Source organism: Bosea sp. F3-2, from assembly GCF_008253865.1.
GTDB lineage: Bacteria > Pseudomonadota > Alphaproteobacteria > Rhizobiales > Beijerinckiaceae > Allobosea.
The window spans coordinates 4,505,428-4,522,019 of record NZ_CP042331.1 but is presented as its reverse complement, the minus strand read 5'-3'; the positions used below and the strand labels follow the sequence as shown (position 1 = coordinate 4,522,019).

The 16,592-nt window shown below is 65.0% G+C and carries 18 protein-coding genes and 3 pseudogenes; 6 read left to right on the top strand and 15 right to left on the bottom strand.

The window, feature by feature from the left end; all coding sequences use genetic code 11:
* Positions 1-24 precede the first annotated feature (24 nt).
* Positions 25-264 (top strand): FitA-like ribbon-helix-helix domain-containing protein, encoded by a 240-nt coding sequence (locus FQV39_RS20875; RefSeq protein ID WP_149132037.1) that lies wholly within the window; start codon positions 25-27, stop codon positions 262-264.
* Between the two features lie 124 nt (positions 265-388).
* Positions 389-703, top strand: a complete 315-nt coding sequence (locus FQV39_RS20870) for a type II toxin-antitoxin system VapC family toxin (RefSeq protein ID WP_248313094.1) — start codon at positions 389-391, stop codon at positions 701-703.
* 145 nt (positions 704-848) lie between these two features.
* On the opposite strand, the pseudogene FQV39_RS20865 reads toward FQV39_RS20870, so the two are convergent.
* From FQV39_RS20865 to FQV39_RS20830, 8 genes and pseudogenes are all read right to left on the bottom strand, one after another.
* Positions 849-1,281 (bottom strand): annotated as a pseudogene (locus FQV39_RS20865) (LysR substrate-binding domain-containing protein); the annotation flags it as partial.
* A pseudogene (locus FQV39_RS20860) lies at positions 1,278-1,574 on the bottom strand (ATP-binding cassette domain-containing protein); the annotation flags it as partial. The pseudogenes FQV39_RS20860 and FQV39_RS20865, both read right to left, overlap by 4 nt.
* Positions 1,567-2,336 (bottom strand): annotated as a pseudogene (locus tag FQV39_RS20855) (ABC transporter ATP-binding protein). The pseudogenes FQV39_RS20860 and FQV39_RS20855, both read right to left, overlap by 8 nt.
* A complete protein-coding gene (locus FQV39_RS20850) occupies positions 2,333-3,337 on the bottom strand; it encodes a branched-chain amino acid ABC transporter permease (RefSeq protein WP_149132036.1) in 1,005 nt (334 codons plus the stop codon). The pseudogene FQV39_RS20855 and the gene FQV39_RS20850 overlap by 4 nt, the downstream one beginning before the upstream one ends.
* Before the next feature lie 25 nt (positions 3,338-3,362).
* Entirely contained in the window at positions 3,363-4,235 is an 873-nt protein-coding gene (locus FQV39_RS20845) for a branched-chain amino acid ABC transporter permease (RefSeq protein WP_149132035.1), read from the bottom strand.
* Positions 4,236-4,264: 29 nt separating this feature from the next.
* The gene (locus FQV39_RS20840; RefSeq protein ID WP_149132034.1) at positions 4,265-5,449 is read right to left on the bottom strand and encodes an ABC transporter substrate-binding protein; all 1,185 of its coding nucleotides are present in this window, start codon (positions 5,447-5,449) and stop codon (positions 4,265-4,267) included.
* A gap of 472 nt (positions 5,450-5,921) precedes the next feature.
* Positions 5,922-6,263: an NAD(P)-dependent oxidoreductase gene (locus FQV39_RS20835; RefSeq protein WP_472840657.1), complete on the bottom strand. Its 342-nt coding sequence runs from the start codon at positions 6,261-6,263 to the stop codon at positions 5,922-5,924.
* Between the two features lie 89 nt (positions 6,264-6,352).
* A complete protein-coding gene (locus FQV39_RS20830) occupies positions 6,353-8,365 on the bottom strand; it encodes a hybrid sensor histidine kinase/response regulator (protein WP_248313093.1) in 2,013 nt (670 codons plus the stop codon).
* Positions 8,366-8,540: 175 nt separating this feature from the next.
* On the opposite strand from FQV39_RS20830, the gene FQV39_RS20825 reads away from it, so the two are divergent.
* Positions 8,541-8,822, top strand: coding sequence for a hypothetical protein (locus FQV39_RS20825; protein ID WP_149132032.1), 282 nt, complete (start codon positions 8,541-8,543; stop codon positions 8,820-8,822).
* 165 nt (positions 8,823-8,987) lie between these two features.
* Positions 8,988-9,413: a globin family protein gene (locus FQV39_RS20820; protein WP_149132031.1), complete on the top strand. Its 426-nt coding sequence runs from the start codon at positions 8,988-8,990 to the stop codon at positions 9,411-9,413.
* Here FQV39_RS20820 and FQV39_RS20815 read toward each other — a convergent pair.
* The gene (locus FQV39_RS20815; RefSeq protein WP_149132030.1) at positions 9,389-10,108 is read right to left on the bottom strand and encodes a response regulator transcription factor; all 720 of its coding nucleotides are present in this window, start codon (positions 10,106-10,108) and stop codon (positions 9,389-9,391) included. The genes FQV39_RS20820 and FQV39_RS20815 overlap by 25 nt on opposite strands.
* Positions 10,109-10,266: 158 nt before the next feature.
* On the opposite strand from FQV39_RS20815, the gene FQV39_RS20810 reads away from it, so the two are divergent.
* Both FQV39_RS20810 and FQV39_RS20805 read left to right on the top strand, forming a co-directional pair.
* The gene (locus FQV39_RS20810; RefSeq protein WP_149132029.1) at positions 10,267-10,983 is read left to right on the top strand and encodes a response regulator transcription factor; all 717 of its coding nucleotides are present in this window, start codon (positions 10,267-10,269) and stop codon (positions 10,981-10,983) included.
* 49 nt (positions 10,984-11,032) lie between these two features.
* A complete protein-coding gene (locus tag FQV39_RS20805) occupies positions 11,033-11,755 on the top strand; it encodes a response regulator (protein ID WP_149132028.1) in 723 nt (240 codons plus the stop codon).
* Positions 11,756-11,814: 59 nt separating this feature from the next.
* Here the strand turns inward: FQV39_RS20805 and FQV39_RS20800 are convergent, their stop codons facing one another.
* From FQV39_RS20800 to FQV39_RS20775, 6 genes are all read right to left on the bottom strand, one after another.
* A complete protein-coding gene (locus tag FQV39_RS20800; RefSeq protein WP_149132027.1) occupies positions 11,815-12,597 on the bottom strand; it encodes an ADYC domain-containing protein in 783 nt (260 codons plus the stop codon).
* 39 nt (positions 12,598-12,636) lie between these two features.
* On the bottom strand, positions 12,637-13,047 hold the full coding sequence (locus tag FQV39_RS20795) for a hypothetical protein (RefSeq protein ID WP_149132026.1): 411 nt from the start codon (positions 13,045-13,047) through the stop codon (positions 12,637-12,639).
* Between the two features lie 458 nt (positions 13,048-13,505).
* A complete protein-coding gene (locus FQV39_RS20790; protein ID WP_472840603.1) occupies positions 13,506-14,342 on the bottom strand; it encodes an arylamine N-acetyltransferase family protein in 837 nt (278 codons plus the stop codon).
* A 76-nt stretch (positions 14,343-14,418) separates the two neighbouring features.
* Positions 14,419-14,880: a cupin domain-containing protein gene (locus FQV39_RS20785; protein ID WP_149132024.1), complete on the bottom strand. Its 462-nt coding sequence runs from the start codon at positions 14,878-14,880 to the stop codon at positions 14,419-14,421.
* On the bottom strand, positions 14,840-15,067 hold the full coding sequence (locus tag FQV39_RS20780; protein ID WP_149132023.1) for a hypothetical protein: 228 nt from the start codon (positions 15,065-15,067) through the stop codon (positions 14,840-14,842). Before FQV39_RS20780 ends, FQV39_RS20785 begins: the two co-directional genes overlap by 41 nt.
* A 220-nt stretch (positions 15,068-15,287) precedes the next feature.
* Complete coding sequence (locus tag FQV39_RS20775; RefSeq protein ID WP_149132022.1) at positions 15,288-16,592, bottom strand: HlyD family type I secretion periplasmic adaptor subunit; 1,305 nt, start codon at positions 16,590-16,592, stop codon at positions 15,288-15,290.

Below are 16,592 nucleotides of genomic sequence, written 5' to 3'. Positions count from 1 at the left end.
AATGATATCATTGGAGGCATAGCGGTGCCTGGAAATCTGCATGTGCGCAATCTGGAAGACGACCTGATCGCGAAGCTGAAAATGCGCGCCGCCCGCCACGGCCGCTCGGCGGAAGCCGAACATCGAGAGATTCTGCGTCAGGCACTGCAAAACGAAACCGAGCCTGACTTCGACAGCCTGGCCGCCGAGCTGAGGAAGCTGACCGCTTCACGTAAGCAGACACCCTCCGAGGCGCTCCTGCGCGAAGGCCGCGACGAACGTTGATGGAGACGCTGATTGTCGATGCCAGCATCGCGATAAAATGGGTCGTGGAAGAAGAAGGCACCCAGGCCGCCGTCGATCTGCGCTCGCGGTTCCGATTTGCGTCGCCTGAACTTCTCGTTCCGGAATGCGCCAAATCCTCTGGAAGAAGACACAACGCGGCGAACTCACGCGCGAAGAAGCCATCCTTGCCGCAAGGCTGCTCGAACACTCTGGGATCGAATTTCTCTCGATGGCGGGTTTGCTGGAGCGGTCAGCGAGCCTTGCAATCGAGCTTTCGCATCCAGCATACGATTGCGCCTATCTGGCGGCTGCAGCCCAAATGGGGGCGAGGTTCGTGACGGCGGATAACCGATTGTTGCGCATGATTGCCGAGCGTGCATCGAACAAGCTCGCGAGCTCATGCCTTTCGCTGACGGATATCCAAAATGGCGCGCATTAGCGCATCGGACCCGAAAGCGGACCCGGTTTCGGGAAAAATCCGATGCGAAAACAAAGAGCTAGAGCGGCAGCACCGATTCCATCGGTGCGTCCGCCGCTCTAGAGCCGGATCCGATCAGGTTATTCCAAGCTGATCAGATCCGGCTCTAGCGAGCGACCGGCTTCAGCCCAAGCGAGGCATCGCGGACCATGCCGGCGACGATGTCAAGCAGCACCGAACGGGCGGCGAGCGCCGGCTCCGACAGAGGCAGATGATCCGAGACACAGAGCGAGACCGTCGCGGTCATGGCCGGGCGGATGAGCCGATGCACGACCGCGCCGCCGAAGCTCGCGACGCTGCCGGCGACGGAGCCCGGCAGGATGGTGGCTCCGAGGCCGTCGAGCATGGCGGCGCCGAGGGATGGGACCGATTCGATCTCGGAGACGACACGCGGCGTCACGCGCGCCCGCGCCAGCCCCATCGATCATCCGGCGCAGGAAATGCCCGCCGCTCGGCAGGAGAAGCGCGACATCCGCCAGGGCCGACAGCGGCAGCGGCTCGCTCTCCGGCACCTCGGCATGGCTGCCGGGGGGCGAGACATGACCGGGAAGTTGCAGCGCCCCTGCGGTACGAAGGAGATGCCCCGGCCCAGAATGGCGCGGGAGGACAACCCGGCGAGCTCCCTGCCACCCCAGGAGATCGAACCGCCCTTGATCGTCGTCATGCCGTAGAGCGTCTTGAGCAGCGTCGACTTGCCGGCGCCGTTGGGGCCCATCAGCGCGACGAACTGGCCCTGCGGCACGGAGAGTTCGACGCCGTTGAGGATGTCGAGCGAGCCATAGCCGGCACGCAATTCCTTGATCGCGAGCGTCGCGTCGAGATCATCAGCCACCGAGATAGGCCTCCCGAACCGCCTGGTTGTTGACGATCTCCGAGGGCGTGCCCTCGGCAAGCTTGCGGCCTTGGTCGAGCACCACGACACGCCGGCACAGGCTGGTGATCACGTCGATATTGTGCTCGATGATCAGGAAACTGACGCCGAGCTGGTCGTTGGCGTAGCGGATACTGTCGATGACGCGCTCGATCAGCTTGGGATTGATCCCGGCCATCGGTTCGTCCAGCAGGATGAGCTTGGGCTCCGGCATCAGCATCGAGGCGAACTGGATCAGCTTCTGCTGCCCGCCGGAGAGGTTGCCGGCCGGCTGGTTTCTGACGTCCCAGAGCCCCGAAATGCGGATCAGCTCCTGCGCCCTTTCGCGCAAGCCCTCGATGCGGGCCTGTGAGCGCGCGCCGATGCCGAAGGTCGAGGCGATCGAGGGGAAGGTGAACATCTGGCCGGCAATGACGAGATTTTCCTCGACGTTCAGCGCCCCAAAAGTCACCGTCTTCTGGAAGGAGCACAGCATGCGCCCCTCGCGCGCGATCCGGTTGAGCGACCAGCCGGTGATGTCCTGCCCGTCGAGCTTCACCGTGCCGGCGTTCGGACGCGCAAGCCCCGAACTGCGTCGAAGAAGGTCGATTTTCCGGAGCCGTTCGGGCCGATCAGCCCGCAGATCTCGCCGCGCTCGACCTGGAGGTCGACTCCGCCGACGGCCTTGATCGCACCATAGGACTTCACCAGCCCGGCGATGTCGAGGATCGGAAGGCCGGTCATGAGCGCCCCCTGATGACGGTCGAGAGGCGCTCGATCAGCGGCGTGAGGCCTTTCGGGAACCAGAAGACCAGCGCGAGCAGGCAGAAGCCGTAGGCGATCATCCTGAGCTCTGGCGCGATGCGCAGCGCCTCCGACAGGCCGACGAATAGCAGGCTGCCGAAGACGACGCCGGAGATCGTTCCGGGGCCGCCGCCGAGCACGATGATCAGCATCAGCGTCGAATAGGACATCTGGAAGGTGAGCGGGCTGACGACCGTCAGGTAATGCGCGTAGACGCTGCCGCCGACGCCGGCGAAGGCGGCGCTGATCATGAAGACCACGAGCTTGTAGTGCCAGGTCGGGACGCCGACCGACTCGGCCAGCGTCTCGTTCTCCCGGATCGCGACCATGTTGCGCCCGGCCGGCGAGGTCACGATCATCCAGACGATCGCCGTGGCGAGCGCGGCGATCGCGAGCGCGAGATAGTAGAACGCGGTCGTGCCGCTCACCGTGAAGGAGGCCGGCCCCAGGGCGAAATGCGGCTTGGGGATCGCCGAGAGGCCCATGTCGCCGCGCGTTACGCTGATCCAGTTCTTGGCGATCGCCTGGCCGATGATGACGAAGCCGAGCGTGCACATCACGAAGGATGTGGCGCGCAGGCGCAGCGCCGGGATGGCGAGCGGCAAAGCGAGCGCGCCGGCAGCGAGCCCGGCGGCCGGAAGGTTGACGTAGAAGGGCGTGCCCCAATGCACCGCCATCAGCGCCGAGACATAGGCGCCGACGCCGAAGAAGGCGGCCTGAGCGAGCGAGAGCAGCCCGGTGTAGCCGGCCAGCAGGTTCAAGCCATGCGCCGGCAGCAGGAAGATCAGCGAGATGATCACGGCATGCAGCGCATAGCTGCCGAGCAGCAGCGGCGCCGACGCGGCAAGCACGGCCAGCGCGAGGCCGAAGGGCAGACGCAGATCGCGTCCGGACGCCTTCAGCGGGGTCTCTTCCTTCAGCGGAGTCTCTTGGAGCAACATCGGCAATCCTCGAGCGTTGCGTGGATCAGTAGCGCGCCTGGGCGGAGAACAAGCCGTAGGGACGCCACATCAGGACGAGCATCAGCGTCGCGAAGCCGACCGTGTCCCGGAACTGCAGCCCGACATAGGTCGCCACCAGGCTCTCGGCGATGCCGAGGATCATGGCGGCGAAGAAGGTGCCGCGGACATTGCCGAGGCCGCCCATGATGATGATCGGCAGCGTCTTGAAGGTGATGAGCTCGCCCATGCCGCCATAGACGCTGACATTGACCGGCGCGGTGAGGACGCCGGAGAGCGCCGCCAGCGCCGCGCCGAGCACGAAGGTCGAGAGCACGACCTTGCGCACATCGATGCCGACCACCGCACAGCAGTCGATGTTCTGCGAAACGGCACGCATCGCCTTGCCGATGCGGCTGTAGGTCACCATCAACTCGAGGCCGATGAAGACGAGGATACAGACCGCGACGATGAGCAGGCGCTGTTCGGCGAGCGAGATGCCGAAGATCGTCACCGGCTCGATATAGCCGCCCTCGAAGAACTTGTAGCCGCCGCCGAAGAGCAGGATCACCGTGTTCTGCAGAATGAGCGCCAGGCCAAGCGTGGCGAGCACTCCGGCCTCGGCCGGCATGCCGACCATGCGCCGCATCACCAGCTGTCCGACGACCACGGCGATCAGCGCGGTGGCGATGACCCCGACCGCCACCGAGAGCGGATAGGGCAGATCGAAATACTCGATCGCGATCCAGGCCCCGAAGGTGCCGAGCATGTAGTATTCGCCATGCGCGAAGTTGATCGCCCTGAGCACGCCGAAGATCATCGTCATGCCGACGGCGACGATGGCGTAGACCGAGCCGGTAACGAGGCCGTTGACGATCTGCTCGGACAGCTGGAACAGCACGGCACCCTCCTCGTCGTTCGCGGGCCGGATCAGCGCGGATAGTCGATGTCGGCGTAGAAGGCGCCCTTGACCACGGGTTTGCCGCCCTCGATCTGCAGGAGGATCATCGGCAGCCTGGCCTGGTTGTGGTCGTCGAAGGTCACCTCGCCGACGGCGCTGTCGTATTTGATCGCCTTCAGCGCGTCGCGGACCTTGGCGCGGTCGATGCTCTTGGCCGCCTCGACCGCCTTGCCGAGCAGATGCACCGTCTCCCAATGGACATAGGCGTGATTGTTCGGCGCCTCACGGTATTCGCTGGTGAACTTGGCGACGAAGCCCTTGCTCCTGGCGCTGTCATAGGCCGGGAGCCAGGCCGCAGCTTCGACCGCGCCCTCCATCGTCTTGGGGGCGGATTTGATCGTCTTCTCGGTGTTGAACTCGCCATTGCCGATCAGCGGCATCTTGCCGGCGAGACCGACCTCGATCATCTGGCGCGCCACGATCGGCGTGGTGTCGGCGAGGCCGTACATGAGGATCGCCTGCGCGCCGGAATCGCGGATCTTGGCGAGGACGCTGCGGAAATCGACCTCGCCTTCCTTGTAATAGTCCTCGGTCAGGATCTGCCCCTTGAAGCGCGGCAGATACTTCTTGGTGAACTCGATCGCGGCCCGGCCGTAATCGCTATCGACCGAGAGCACCGCGAATTTGGTGAAGCCGCGCTTCTCGGCCGCATATTGCGCCACGACCAGGGCGCGGTTCTCATCGGTCGGATAGTTGCGGAAGCTCCATTGGAAGCCCCCGACGCCGGCGGCGTAGGTGATCTTGGGATTGGAGGAGGCCGCGTTGATCAACAGGACGCCGGCATCCTCGACCACCGGCTGCATGGCGAGCGTCACCGAGGAGGAGACGTCGCCGATCAGGAAATCGACCTTGTCCTGGCTGATCAGGCGGCGGGTCGCCGAGACGCCCTCGACCGGCGTGCCCTGGCTGTCGGCGGAAAAGACCTGGATCTTCCGGCCGTCGATGCCGCCGGCTTCGTTGATCTCCTTCGCCGCGAGCTGCGCGCCGCGCAGCGAGAAGGCGCCGTAGCGTGCATTCGGCCCGCTCATCGGCGCGACGATGCCGAGCTTGATCGTCCCGTCCTGCGCGAAGGCCGTCCCAGCCGTGTCGAAGCCGGCAATGAATGGCGTGGCGGCGAGAGCCAAGACGAATTGGCGGCGAAGACTATTGGCCATGACCGACTCCGTTCCCGTTTTTGGCCCGCGATTACGTCGCGGTGCTGTTCGGATCGGAAGCGCCTTCACCTGGCAATGCGCTTCGATCCTGGCCGGAACCTGTAATCCGGCAGGAAAAGACTAGGTCGCAACCTCTCGATGGCGAAACCACAACTGCATTCTGCCGCCATAGTGAAATTTTATGGCGGAGCATTTTCCAAGAGCCATCGGGACCCGCTATTCGGCAACTCGGCCGTCGCCTGCCGTCTTGCGCGAACTCGCCCGAGCTAAACCTCCCGAGCTGATCTCGATTGCGCCAATTCCGGACATCGGCACTTTGCCCGAAACCGGGCATTGTCGCGCGATCGTTTTCGGGCTCGTCAACGAGGTATCAATACGGCCGCGCCGTACCTGGTTAACGGTCACAGAGGGCGTGTCGTGAAACTCACGACATGATCCTGAACTGCTTATCGAACGGATCAAATCCCCAAATTCAGCCAGCCGAATCTATGGCGCCCCCAGCGGGCACGACTTCTCCGACTTTGCACAGCTCTTCAACCGCGAGCGACATCCCGCGCGGCAGAAGGCGAGTGGAAGCGCGTCTCGTCTTGAACGCGGCATGCGCGCTCAGCGTGACGTTTGCGAGCTTCAGATACGGGCTGGTCGAAGGAAGCGGTTCCGTCGTGAAGACATCCAGCGCCGCATGAGCGACATGTCCACTCGCGAGCGCGCCGATCAGGGCCTCGTCGTCGACAAGCGCTCCCCGTGCTGTGTTGACGAACAGAGCGCCCTTCTTCATCCCGGCGAAGAACGCGTGCCCAGCAAATGCACAAATACTGGGACAGGGGCGCTGTCATCACGGCCTCGTTGCCGAACCGACACCCTGGAATCGGTACTGCCGTTTCTGTGCGACTTCAAACTGCTCTAACCGATCCGGCTGCGGCCCATCATGTCTTCCAGCATCGTGGCGATATCAGCCCGAGAGAATGGCTTTTCCAACGATGGGCTCTTGCTCCTCGCCAGGAAACGGCTCGCCGAAGGGCCGAGCGAATCGCCGGTCAGGAAGACGATCCGGGACAGGAGCTCCGGATGGTTCGCTTCGAGCCAGCCATAGAAAAACGGACCGTCGCCGTCCGGCATGCGGATGTCACAGATGATCGCATCGGGCGGGGCCGTCATGGCTCCGAGCATCGCGATGGCCGCCTTGCCGCTCTGCGTGCTGACGACTTCGAAATCGAGCTGCCGCAGCATGTCGGTGAGCAGCTCGACGATGTCTTTTTCGTCGTCGACGACCAGCACGGTTCCGCGCGAAGGGGCCGGCGCCTTACCGCGCGCCGCCTTTGCGGGTGCAGGTTCGCCGACGTTCTCCCCGATTCCGGCAATCGGCAGGCGGATCAGGAAGGTCGCGCCCGGCGCCTCGCCTTCGCCGAGTTCGAGCGTGCCCCCATGCGTCTCGACCAGCCCACGCGAGATGGCAAGCCCAATGCCCGTGCCGTAGCCCTGCGGCTTGGTCGAGAAGAACGGCTCGAAGATGCGCGAGCGGATGGCCGGCGGAATGCCCGGCCCGTTGTCGGAGACACTGATCTCGATCGCGTCGCCGCCCGTGACGCAAGCGGCCTTCAGCCTGATGCGGCGGTCGGTTCCGCCCTTCTCGTCCAGCGCCTGATGGGCGTTGACGACAAGGTTGACGATGACCTGGTGGAGCTGGTCCCGATCGGCGATCAGGACCGGCAAGGCGGGAGCGATCTCGGTCTCCACCTCCACGCCCGAGCTCCGGAGATTGTAGCCGACGAGGTTGACGACATCGGCCAGCAGTTCGGGAATGTCCACGCGCTGGTGCTCGCCCTTGCGCTGGCGGGCCATGGCAAGGAAGCTCTTGACGATCCGGCCGCAGCGATTGGCGGCGTTCTCGATCTTGGCACAGCGCTCGGCGAGCGCGGCGGCATCCAGCGTCGCCGGATCGTCCTCCTCCAGGATCTCGCGCAGCAACGTCGCCTGGCCGAGCACGATGGCCAGCGGATTGTTGAGTTCATGGGCGACACCGGCGAGCAGCGAGCCGAGTGCGGCGAGCTTTTCCTTCTGGTAGAGCGCCTCGCGCTGGCGTTCGATCTCGGCGCTCGCCTCGCGCTCGGAGGTGAGGTCGCGCATATGGGCGGCGAAGAGCGGCTTGCCATTGCGCGTCACATCGGTGATGGCGAGCTCGATGGGAATGCGCCGGCTGTCCGCGCGCAAGGCCTCGAGTTGCAGCCGCCGGCCGAGGATGCGGCTTTCGCCCGTCGTCAGATAGCGTTTCATGCCTTCGGCATGCGCCGCGCGGAATTCCGGCGGGATGATGAGATCGGAGATCGACCGGCCGATCACCTCCGCCTTCGGATAGCCGAAGATCGCCTCGGCAGCCGGGTTGTAGTCGACCACCGTGCCCTCGTCGCCGATGACGACGATGCCGTCGAGCGCCGTGCTGACGATGGCCGCGTTGTAGGCCTCGGTCGCCTGCAGCGCCGCTTCATTGGCCTTGAGATCGGTCATGTCGCGCACGATGGCGATGACGCCGGCCACCGGGCCACCGCCATGGCGCCAGGGCGTCAGCGTCTCCTGCACATAGCGCCGGCCGCGCGGCCCGTAATCGGCCCAGCCCTCCCGGCGCACCCGCTCGCCGGCGAGCAGCCGCTCCATCAGCGTCGCATAGGATTGCGCCACGGCCTCGCCCAGCACCTCGCCGAGCGAGCGGCCGATCACCGTATCACCGGCCTGCCCGGCGAAATCGAGGAACTCGCGGTTGGCGTAGCGGAACACCGCGTCGCGATCGAGCACGACGGCCCGGCAGGGAATGGAATCGAACAGCGCGTGCAGGAATTCCGGGTCGCTGGCCGCGGCCGGAAGCAATTCGCCGGCCCCGCCGGACGTCTCCAGCTCGTTCATCACAAACGGACGCGACATTCTTCTTTTCCCCCGCCGCGCAGGATTACGGCAACGCGAGACCCTTTCCAAGCGGCAGCGGCCTGAAACAATTGAAACATTGCAGGCGCTGCGGCGGGATCAATTTGCAGCAGGCGCGGGTGAGAAAGGGCCATCGCGCAACGAGGCGCGGCTGAACCCAAGGAAGGACACCATCATGACCCGCATCATCACCCTCGCCCTCGCCGCCGCCTTCTCCGCCGCCACCTTCTGCGCCGCCGAGGCCGGAGGGCCCAGCGGGTCGATGGGCTCGAACGGCGTCAACCCGAACGGCCTGTCGATCAACGGCGTCGGCCAGTCGAATGGTATGGGTATCAACGGGCTGATCAGCGGCAACGGTCTCGGCCAGGCGAACGGCATCGTCGCTTCGGCGCAGGCGGGCCATGCCATCATCGAGATTCGCCTCGCAGACGGTACGGTCGCCCGCCCGGCGCCCTGAGCGACGCCCTGCCGGCTCCGCCTCGCGGCTCACCAGGCAGCGGGGCTCCCTTTTCCGGGCTTCGGCGCAGCGACCGCCATCCCAACGATGCGGCCGCCAGCCCATGCCGTCCCGCGCGCCTGGCCCCATGGCGAGACAGGATGCGCATCGACGAAGGAACCAACCGTGCAACCGCATCACATCTCCCTGCTGAAGACGAGCTTCGCCGAAATCCTGCCGATCCGGGACGCCGCCGCCCGGCTCTTCTACGAGCGGCTCTTCGAACTCGACCCGTCCCTCGAACCGCTCTTCGCCGGCACCGACCTCGCCAGCCAGGGCCGGAAGCTCATGAGCGCGCTAGCAATGGTGGTCGCCGGGCTGGAGCGACCCGGCACACTGTTGCCCAAGGTCGAGGCGCTCGCCGTCCGGCACCTGGCCTATGGCGTGGAAGAGAGCCATTACGCCACGGTCGGCCAGGCCCTGCTCGACACGCTGGCCAAAGGACTCGGAGCGGGCTTCACGGCGCAGGTCCGGGAAGCCTGGAGCGCCGCCTTTGCCCTGCTTTCCGGCGTCATGATCGCGACATCCTACCCGCGGCAGTCGGCGGAGTGAGCCGGTTCGAAGCGATAGCCCTCGCCCTTGACGGTGACGATCAGGAGGGGTTGCAGCGGATCGGCCTCGAGCTTGCGGCGCAGGCGGTTGATCGCAGCGTCGACCGCCCGGCTTTCGGTCCCGTCCGCCTCGCAGCCCATCATCTGCGCCAGCTGGCCGCGCGACAGCACGCGTCGCGGCCGTTCGACGAAGATGGACAGCAGCGCAAGCTCCCGCGCGGAGAGGCGGATTTCCTGCCCGGTGCGATCGAACAGCCGCTGCGCCTCGCATTCGAAACGGCAGCCGCCGATCGCGACGGTCCGTTCCCCCGGTCCGGCCAGCTCGGCGGGTGGAGCAAGCAACCCGGCGGCCGGGCGGCGCAGCAGCGCGCGGATGCGGGCCAGGAGCTCGCGCGGCTCCACGGGCGGTTCGAGTACGCTGTCGGCCCCGCTTTCCAGTGCGACGACGCGATCCACCGCCTGCCCCGATCCGGCGATCACGATTAGCCCCGCAGTCGAGACGGAGCGCAACCAGCCGCAAAGCGCCCGCACTGGCTCGCCCGCGCCGTCCGCCGCCAGCACCACGACACCGGGATTCGCGGCGCGGACGGCCTGGCGCAGCGAGGCATCGCCGCCCATTTCGACGGCCCGCAGGCCCCGTGCCCGCAGCAGGGGGGCCATGGCCGCGAGCAGTTCACCGCCCCCCGCCAGCAGCACCGCCGGCTCCTTCCGCTCTGTCCCCAAAGTCCCGCCCCCGGACGCGGCCGGACAGCCGGCGGAATTCCGCCATTGCCGTGGCGGCCATCTGCGGCTTAGCTCGCCCTCCGAGGTCTAGCATTTCCCCAAACGACGACAAGCCGCCCGAGCCCCATGCCATGGCAGCAACCCCGAAGATCCTGCTGGTCGATGACGAGGCCGAGCTCGCGGCTACGCTGGCGGACTATCTTTCGCTGCGCGGCGGTTTCTCGGTGCGTACCGCCACCGACGGGGCGGCAATGAAGCTGGCTTACGGACTCTTCCGGCCGGACGTCGTCGTGCTCGACCTGCATCTGGGCCAGGAGAACGGCATCGACCTTGCGGACTGGCTTGCGAGCGAGGCGAGTGAGGGGATGCCTGGCATCCTCTTCCTCAGCGGCGCGGCGACGCCTTTCGACAGGATCATGGGGCTGGAGGTCCATGGCGACGAGTTCCTCGACAAGCCGATCAATCCCCGTGAGTTGTTGGCGAGCGTCCGCAGCCTGCTCCGGCGCATCGGCCGGGATTGTGGCCGAACCGGGCGCCTGCTGCGGCTGGGGGCCGCCTTCATCGACCTCGCGGCGCAGTCGGTCATCGACGCCGCGGGGCGGGAGACCCGGCTGTCGCCGGCCGAGTTCGCCCTGCTGAAATGCTTTCTCGACGATCCCCGCCGCATCCATAGCCGCGACGCCCTGCTCGACCGGGCACCGGCCAGCGACGAGGAGGCGAGCGACCGGGCCGTCGACCGGCGCATCGCGCGGCTGCGCCGCAAGCTGGAAGGCGGTGGCCAGCCGGTGATCGAGGCCGTCCGCAGCCTCGGCTACCGGCTCGTCCTGGGTGCGCTTGACAACGCCTGAGTGTTGCCCATGACGTAAGGGTAGAATGCCGCTTGGGGAACCGCCGCGTATGACTGCGCCCGACCGGGCACGGCTGATCGTCGTGGACGACGAGGCCGACATCCGGGATCTGCTCACCGACTATCTCACCCGGCAGGGTTTCGCGGTCCGCACCGTCGCCGGCGGCGCGGAACTCGACGCCGCGCTGGCGCAGGAGCCGGCGGACCTCATCCTGCTCGATCTGGGCATGCCGGGGGAGGACGGGCTTTCGATCACGCGCCGGCTGCGCAAGGCGACCTCGACGCCGATCGTGCTGGTCACAGGCGCCGGAGAGGTGGTCGATCGCGTCATCGGGCTGGAAGTCGGCGCCGACGACTACGTCACGAAGCCCTTCGACCTGCGCGAGCTGAAGGCCCGGATCCGCTCCGTGATCCGCCGCACCCTCGCGCCGGCCGCAAGTGGCGGCGGCGGCTCGGATGCGGCGAGACCCGTCTCATTCGGGCGACTGCTGCTGAATCCCGACGGGGCGCGCCTCACCAATCGTGACGGCGCGCCGGAATCGATGACGCCGGCCGAGTTCCAGCTGCTCAGCGTCTTCGCGGCGCATCCCAACAAGGTGCTGTCGCGCGAAACGCTGCTGGAGAAGACCGCGGGATCGGAGGCCTCGGCCACGCCGCGCAGCATCGACATCCGCATCACGCGGCTGCGCGTGCGCATCGAGCAGGACCCGGCTCACCCGCTGGTGATCCGCACCGTGCGCGGCGCCGGCTACATCTACGTTCCGGACCGCTGAGACGCGTACGCGAAGAACCCGCGGCGAAACCGCGGGCCCTGCCTGATCGTGCCGGGAGCCTACTGGATCAGCGAGCGGTTCAGCACCAACGCCCCGGCTGCGCGCGCGGCCTCCTGCGTGCAGTGCTCGCTGCCGGTGGGCAAGGCGGGAAAGGCCGCGGCGACATCGGCGAGCGTCGCAACCTTCGGCACGCGGGCATGGGCCACGCAGACCGCTCCGTTCGGCGTCCATCCGGCCTCGAACGGCATTTCGTCCTCCGAATCCGGGGTGTTGATGCCGATGAAGTCGAAAATGTCGATCTTCATGCCGTTGACCGTATGGGGCACGCCGTTGCCGCCATATTCGGCCGGCAGCATCTTCAGGCAGGCCTGGTGCCAGAGCTCCATCGGCCGCCCGTCCGGCGCCTGGCGCCAGGGCGCATAGCCGAAGCGGGCGCATTTGCCGTAATTGCCGGCGGCGCAGGTGATCGTGATCCTGGTGGGATCCCTGGGGTCGCCCATGACGAGCGCGCTGGTGCGCCCGTCATAGGCCTTGTTGCAGATCGACCGCCATTCGCCGGCCTCGTCCTGCCGAAGCAACTCGAAGAGCCGGATCTCATGCTGCTTGTCCGTCGGATCGACCTGGACGTCGGCGACCTTGAGATCCTTCAAGCCGGCAATCGAGATGGTCGCGCCCTTCAGGTCCTCGCCCCTCAGGATCCGGCCGTCGGCGAAGGCCACCCTGAGGTCGCCCCGCTCGGCGGCGATCTCGACGATCCGCGCCGGCGTTTCGGCCGCCTGCGCGATCGGCGAGACGACGGACATGGCGATGGCGGCGGCCAGCATCAGGCTCGACTTGGACATGGTGGCTTCTCCCAGGAATGGCGCGATCGACCGATGCCGTCAGCGGCCGGTACGGGCGACGGTGCCGTCGGCAAGGCGGATTTCAAGGATGGCGTGCCCGGCCTTCGCCGAGGCATCGATGCCGTTCGTGAGCGGCAGGCCGTTGATGCTCATGCCGTTGAGGGTGGGGATACCGTTGGTTCCCAAGGCGTTGAAGGTCGGGAGGCCGTTAATCGCACCGAAGCCATTCTCGGAACCGAGGCCATTGTCGGACCCAAGACCGTTGCGGCTGTCCAGACCGTTGATGCTGAGGCCGTTGGCGTTGAGGCCGTTGCCCCACCCGTTGATCGACATGCCGTTGAGGCTGATGCCGTTCATGCCGCCAGTTCCGCTCATTCTGCCGGCCTGCGCGCTACCGAGGGCGATGGCGGAAAGGGCTGCGGCGAGGGCAAGGGTGCGAATGCGGGTCATGACGGGGTTCCTTTCCTTGTTTGGCCGCGCTCCAGTTGCGCGATGGCCTTTTCTCCCGCCTCTCTGTTTCAGCTCGATCCCGTCGCGGGCGTCTGCTGTGTTTCAATTGTTTCAGGTTCCTGCCGGCAAAAGGTCGCTTCTCGCCGGTGACCGCGGTCGGCCACGGCGCGGTCGGCCACCCGCTACAGCTTCGGCGGCACCCCGCGCATCGACCCGGCGGAGGAACTCTACATCTTCCGCCAGGATGGCGAGAACTCCGAAAGGCTGCTGACGATCCTCGAGCAGATCGTCCACGGATGGGTGACCGGAAAGACAAGGCACGCCCGCCTGCCGGCGTGATCGCAGCGAGTTGGCCATGCCGACAGGCATGGCGTCGCGGTCGAGCCTGTTCGGAACGAATCTCCCAATCTTGACAATCGTTTGGTTGGGTCCCCTACCTTGTGTTGAAAGGGGGCTATTCAGGCCGCCTTGTCGCGGCCAACCACCTGGATTCTGTCCCAGACCTGTGTGGACTGGGGAACATCGAGATCGAAAACGGTCTCGAACGTGTCAGCGAGATGATCGGCGCTGGTAATGCGCTGCTCGCGAACGCTGCCCGGCGTCACGCTGCGCAAGCGATCGTTCTGCAAGGCGACATAGCCGTCCGCGGTATGACGCAGGACCGCCAGCGCATTTGTGAACGGCGAGCCGGGATCCTGCATCAGCCAGCCATGCGTAGCGGCCATGGCGGCCTCGTCGCTGTGGTCGGCCCGGAAATCGAAGCTCGGTGCGATGCCATGTGGGTGGTTGTTGAAGCGCAGCCAGCCGTCCTCCGCCGGAGCGATCGAAAAATCGAAGCCGCGCTGGCTAATCGGTCCGACAGCAAGCGGCACGGGTTCGATGATGGCGTCGGCCACGCCGACCTCGGCGAGATAGGGGCGGTCGAGATCGACACGCAGGGTCAGGTGATTGCCGATCGCGACGTCGCCCAACTCTTCACGCTTGACGCCGCCGCATAGGCGGGTCACCCGGAAACCGAGCGCATCGAGCGCTGCGCCGAAGAGGCCGTTCATCTCGTAGCACCAGCCGCCGCGCCTGCCTTCGACCATCTTGGCGAAGGCGGAGGCCGGGGTGATCGAGGATGGCCATCCCATGAAGGCATCCAGCGCCTCCCAGGTGAAGGTCATGAGATGGGCGTAGTGAAGCCTCGACAGGCTCTGAAGGTCCAGAGAAACCGGCCGGTCGATCCCGATCCTTGCGAGATAGGCATCCAGCTGGCCGGTCGTCAGGGTCATTCCGTTTTCGTTGGAAGGCATGCGCGTTATCCTTCGGTCTCCTTCAGGGGACCGTTGTTGAGGTTCTTGATACAGTGTTTCGGGACGGCCCGCAGGTTCAAGCGACCTTGCAATTTTCGTCGAGCAGGAAGCTGAGGCCGAAATCCCTGGCGACGGAGGAGATCTGTGCCGGTTTTACGGGCTCGCAGCGCTCAACCGTCGGAAAGAAGCTCTCGAACCCGCCTGGCGTGACGAGCACCATCAGGCGTCCTTCCTCACGGCCGATATTCCGGAAGCAATGCGGGATGCCACGCGGCAGCACGATGCAGCCGCCTTCGCCAAGCTCCACATATTCGCCGGTGCACCAGAAGCCGAAGCGGCCGGTCAGGATGCGAAAGAACTCGTCCTCGCGTTCGTGCACGTGAAGCGGCGGGCCTTCGCCAGCCGGCACGATCGCTTCGAGCATGCCGCAGGAGCCGCCGGTGTCTTCGGCGAGAACGCGCACAATATGCTTCCCGAAGGCGATGGCGACAGTGCCGTCATCGCTGGGTGAAACCGCCGGATGCGTGAATCTCTTCATTCTGGGCCTCCACCTGCTTGGGGACGCCCATCGCTACGCCTTGCAGCACTTCATGATAAGATCGATGAATTAGCATCATCATATGGATAATTGATCTCATGCGCTCGATATAAACGCTATAGGCGGCATCGACGATACGTTCGATTGCAGGCCTGTCGTCAGCCACGGCAAGGCGGATCGCTGACATCGAACAATCCTCTCAGGCACAGCGAGAGCGCTCCTTGGCGAGGATGCTCAGGAATGGCTTGTAGGGGTCCTTCGTCGGCACTCGTAGAACTCGCCAACCTGATCCAGATAAAGCGAAACACTAAATTTAACCAAGGTGAGATCAATTTCGAAGAAATAAACAATAAAATCCATCTTAAAAATTTATGGGAAATATATTCAATGCCAGCATAACGCTATGTTCAACGCTCACGCCAGGCTTTAGATACCTGATCAGAGATCGGTTTGATCAAAAATGACATCACGGTTCGCCGGCCAGTTTGAAGAAATGCTTCGACAGGCATGCCTGGTATCAAAGAAAAATCCTTCAGTCGCGCAAGTTCGTTATCAAGAATGGTAATCCGCACGGTATAAAATCTTGCGCCGCTTTTCTGATCCTGGCTGACATCGGCCGAAACCCGATCGACCTCTCCGTTCAGCTCGGGAGTCGTACGCTGGTTGAACGCCGGAAATCGCAGCACGGCTGCATGGCCAATCTTGACCTGGTCGATGTCACGCGGCTCAATCCTGACCTCGACAACGAGACGTTCTTCAGGGACGATAAGCATGATCGGTTCGCCCGCGTTGATCACCCCCCCGATGGTGTGAACGGTGAGCTGATGCACCTTGCCGTCCTGAGGCGCTCGGATATCGACGCGCTTCAACTGGTCTTCCGCAGCCACGTGCTTTTCAACAAGCTCCGATGTCTTGGCTCTAATCTCCGCCAGATCCTTTCCAGCTTCGGCGCGAAGGTCCTGATCGACTTGAATGATTTGAAGCTGCGTTTCGACGATCTTGTCCTTCACCTGGGCTATCGAAGAAAGCAACGCGCCGCGCTCGCCGCGGATTCGCGCGTCATCACGTTCAACCATCGTGAGGCGGCTGATTTGAATCAGGTTCTGCTGCCACAATGTGCGAACGCCTTTGAGTTCTCGGCCGATCAGATCGATCTCGAGTTGCTTGGCCGCGACTTGCTCCTCGATGGCCTGAGCCTGCTTCTCAAGCTGGCTGATCCGCTGTCCGAACTGCGCTTTCTGACCAGCGCGCGCGGCACGCCGGGATTGAAACAATCTTTGCTCCCCTGCCATGACACGCGAGGCAACCGGGTCGGATGATCGGCTCAGCAAATCAGCTGGAAAACCGATCGTCTGCGCGTCGTCCAGCTCGGCTTGGAGTCGCGCACCCCGCGCCCCGAGCTCGTCAAGGCTCTTTTCCATCACCGCGACGTTGGCCCGCGTCGTCGTGTCGTCGAGGCGGACGACGATGTCGCCGCCTTTCACCTGATCGCCGTCGCGCACATACAACTGCCCGACAATGCCACCGGTCGGGTGCTGGACCTTCTTGACGTCCGAATCCACGACAAGGCTGCCCGCCGCAATGACGGCGCCGGCAAGGTCCGTCGTCGCTGCCCAACCGCCAACGCCGCCAAAAAAGATGAGCACACCGGCCGCGCCGGCGCGCAGGTTCCAGCGTATCGAGGATGGAACTCTGGCGTCTCCGATGGCCAT

Coding starts and splice junctions, on each gene's coding strand:
- FQV39_RS20830 (WP_248313093.1), bottom strand. CDS start 8,365: ATGTCGCGTCCGTTTGTGATGAACGAGCTGGAGACGTCCGGCGGGGCC.
- FQV39_RS20795 (WP_149132026.1), bottom strand. CDS start 13,047: ATGACCCGCATTCGCACCCTTGCCCTCGCCGCAGCCCTTTCCGCCATC.
- FQV39_RS20850 (WP_149132036.1), bottom strand. CDS start 3,337: ATGTTGCTCCAAGAGACTCCGCTGAAGGAAGAGACCCCGCTGAAGGCG.
- FQV39_RS20810 (WP_149132029.1), top strand. CDS start 10,267: ATGGCAGCAACCCCGAAGATCCTGCTGGTCGATGACGAGGCCGAGCTC.
- FQV39_RS20785 (WP_149132024.1), bottom strand. CDS start 14,880: ATGAAGAGATTCACGCATCCGGCGGTTTCACCCAGCGATGACGGCACT.
- FQV39_RS20780 (WP_149132023.1), bottom strand. CDS start 15,067: ATGTCAGCGATCCGCCTTGCCGTGGCTGACGACAGGCCTGCAATCGAA.
- FQV39_RS20790 (WP_472840603.1), bottom strand. CDS start 14,342: ATGCCTTCCAACGAAAACGGAATGACCCTGACGACCGGCCAGCTGGAT.
- FQV39_RS20825 (WP_149132032.1), top strand. CDS start 8,541: ATGACCCGCATCATCACCCTCGCCCTCGCCGCCGCCTTCTCCGCCGCC.
- FQV39_RS20805 (WP_149132028.1), top strand. CDS start 11,033: ATGACTGCGCCCGACCGGGCACGGCTGATCGTCGTGGACGACGAGGCC.
- FQV39_RS20840 (WP_149132034.1), bottom strand. CDS start 5,449: ATGGCCAATAGTCTTCGCCGCCAATTCGTCTTGGCTCTCGCCGCCACG.
- FQV39_RS20800 (WP_149132027.1), bottom strand. CDS start 12,597: ATGTCCAAGTCGAGCCTGATGCTGGCCGCCGCCATCGCCATGTCCGTC.
- FQV39_RS20870 (WP_248313094.1), top strand. CDS start 389: ATGCGCCAAATCCTCTGGAAGAAGACACAACGCGGCGAACTCACGCGC.
- FQV39_RS20775 (WP_149132022.1), bottom strand. CDS start 16,592: ATGGCCATCGGAGACGCCAGAGTTCCATCCTCGATACGCTGGAACCTG.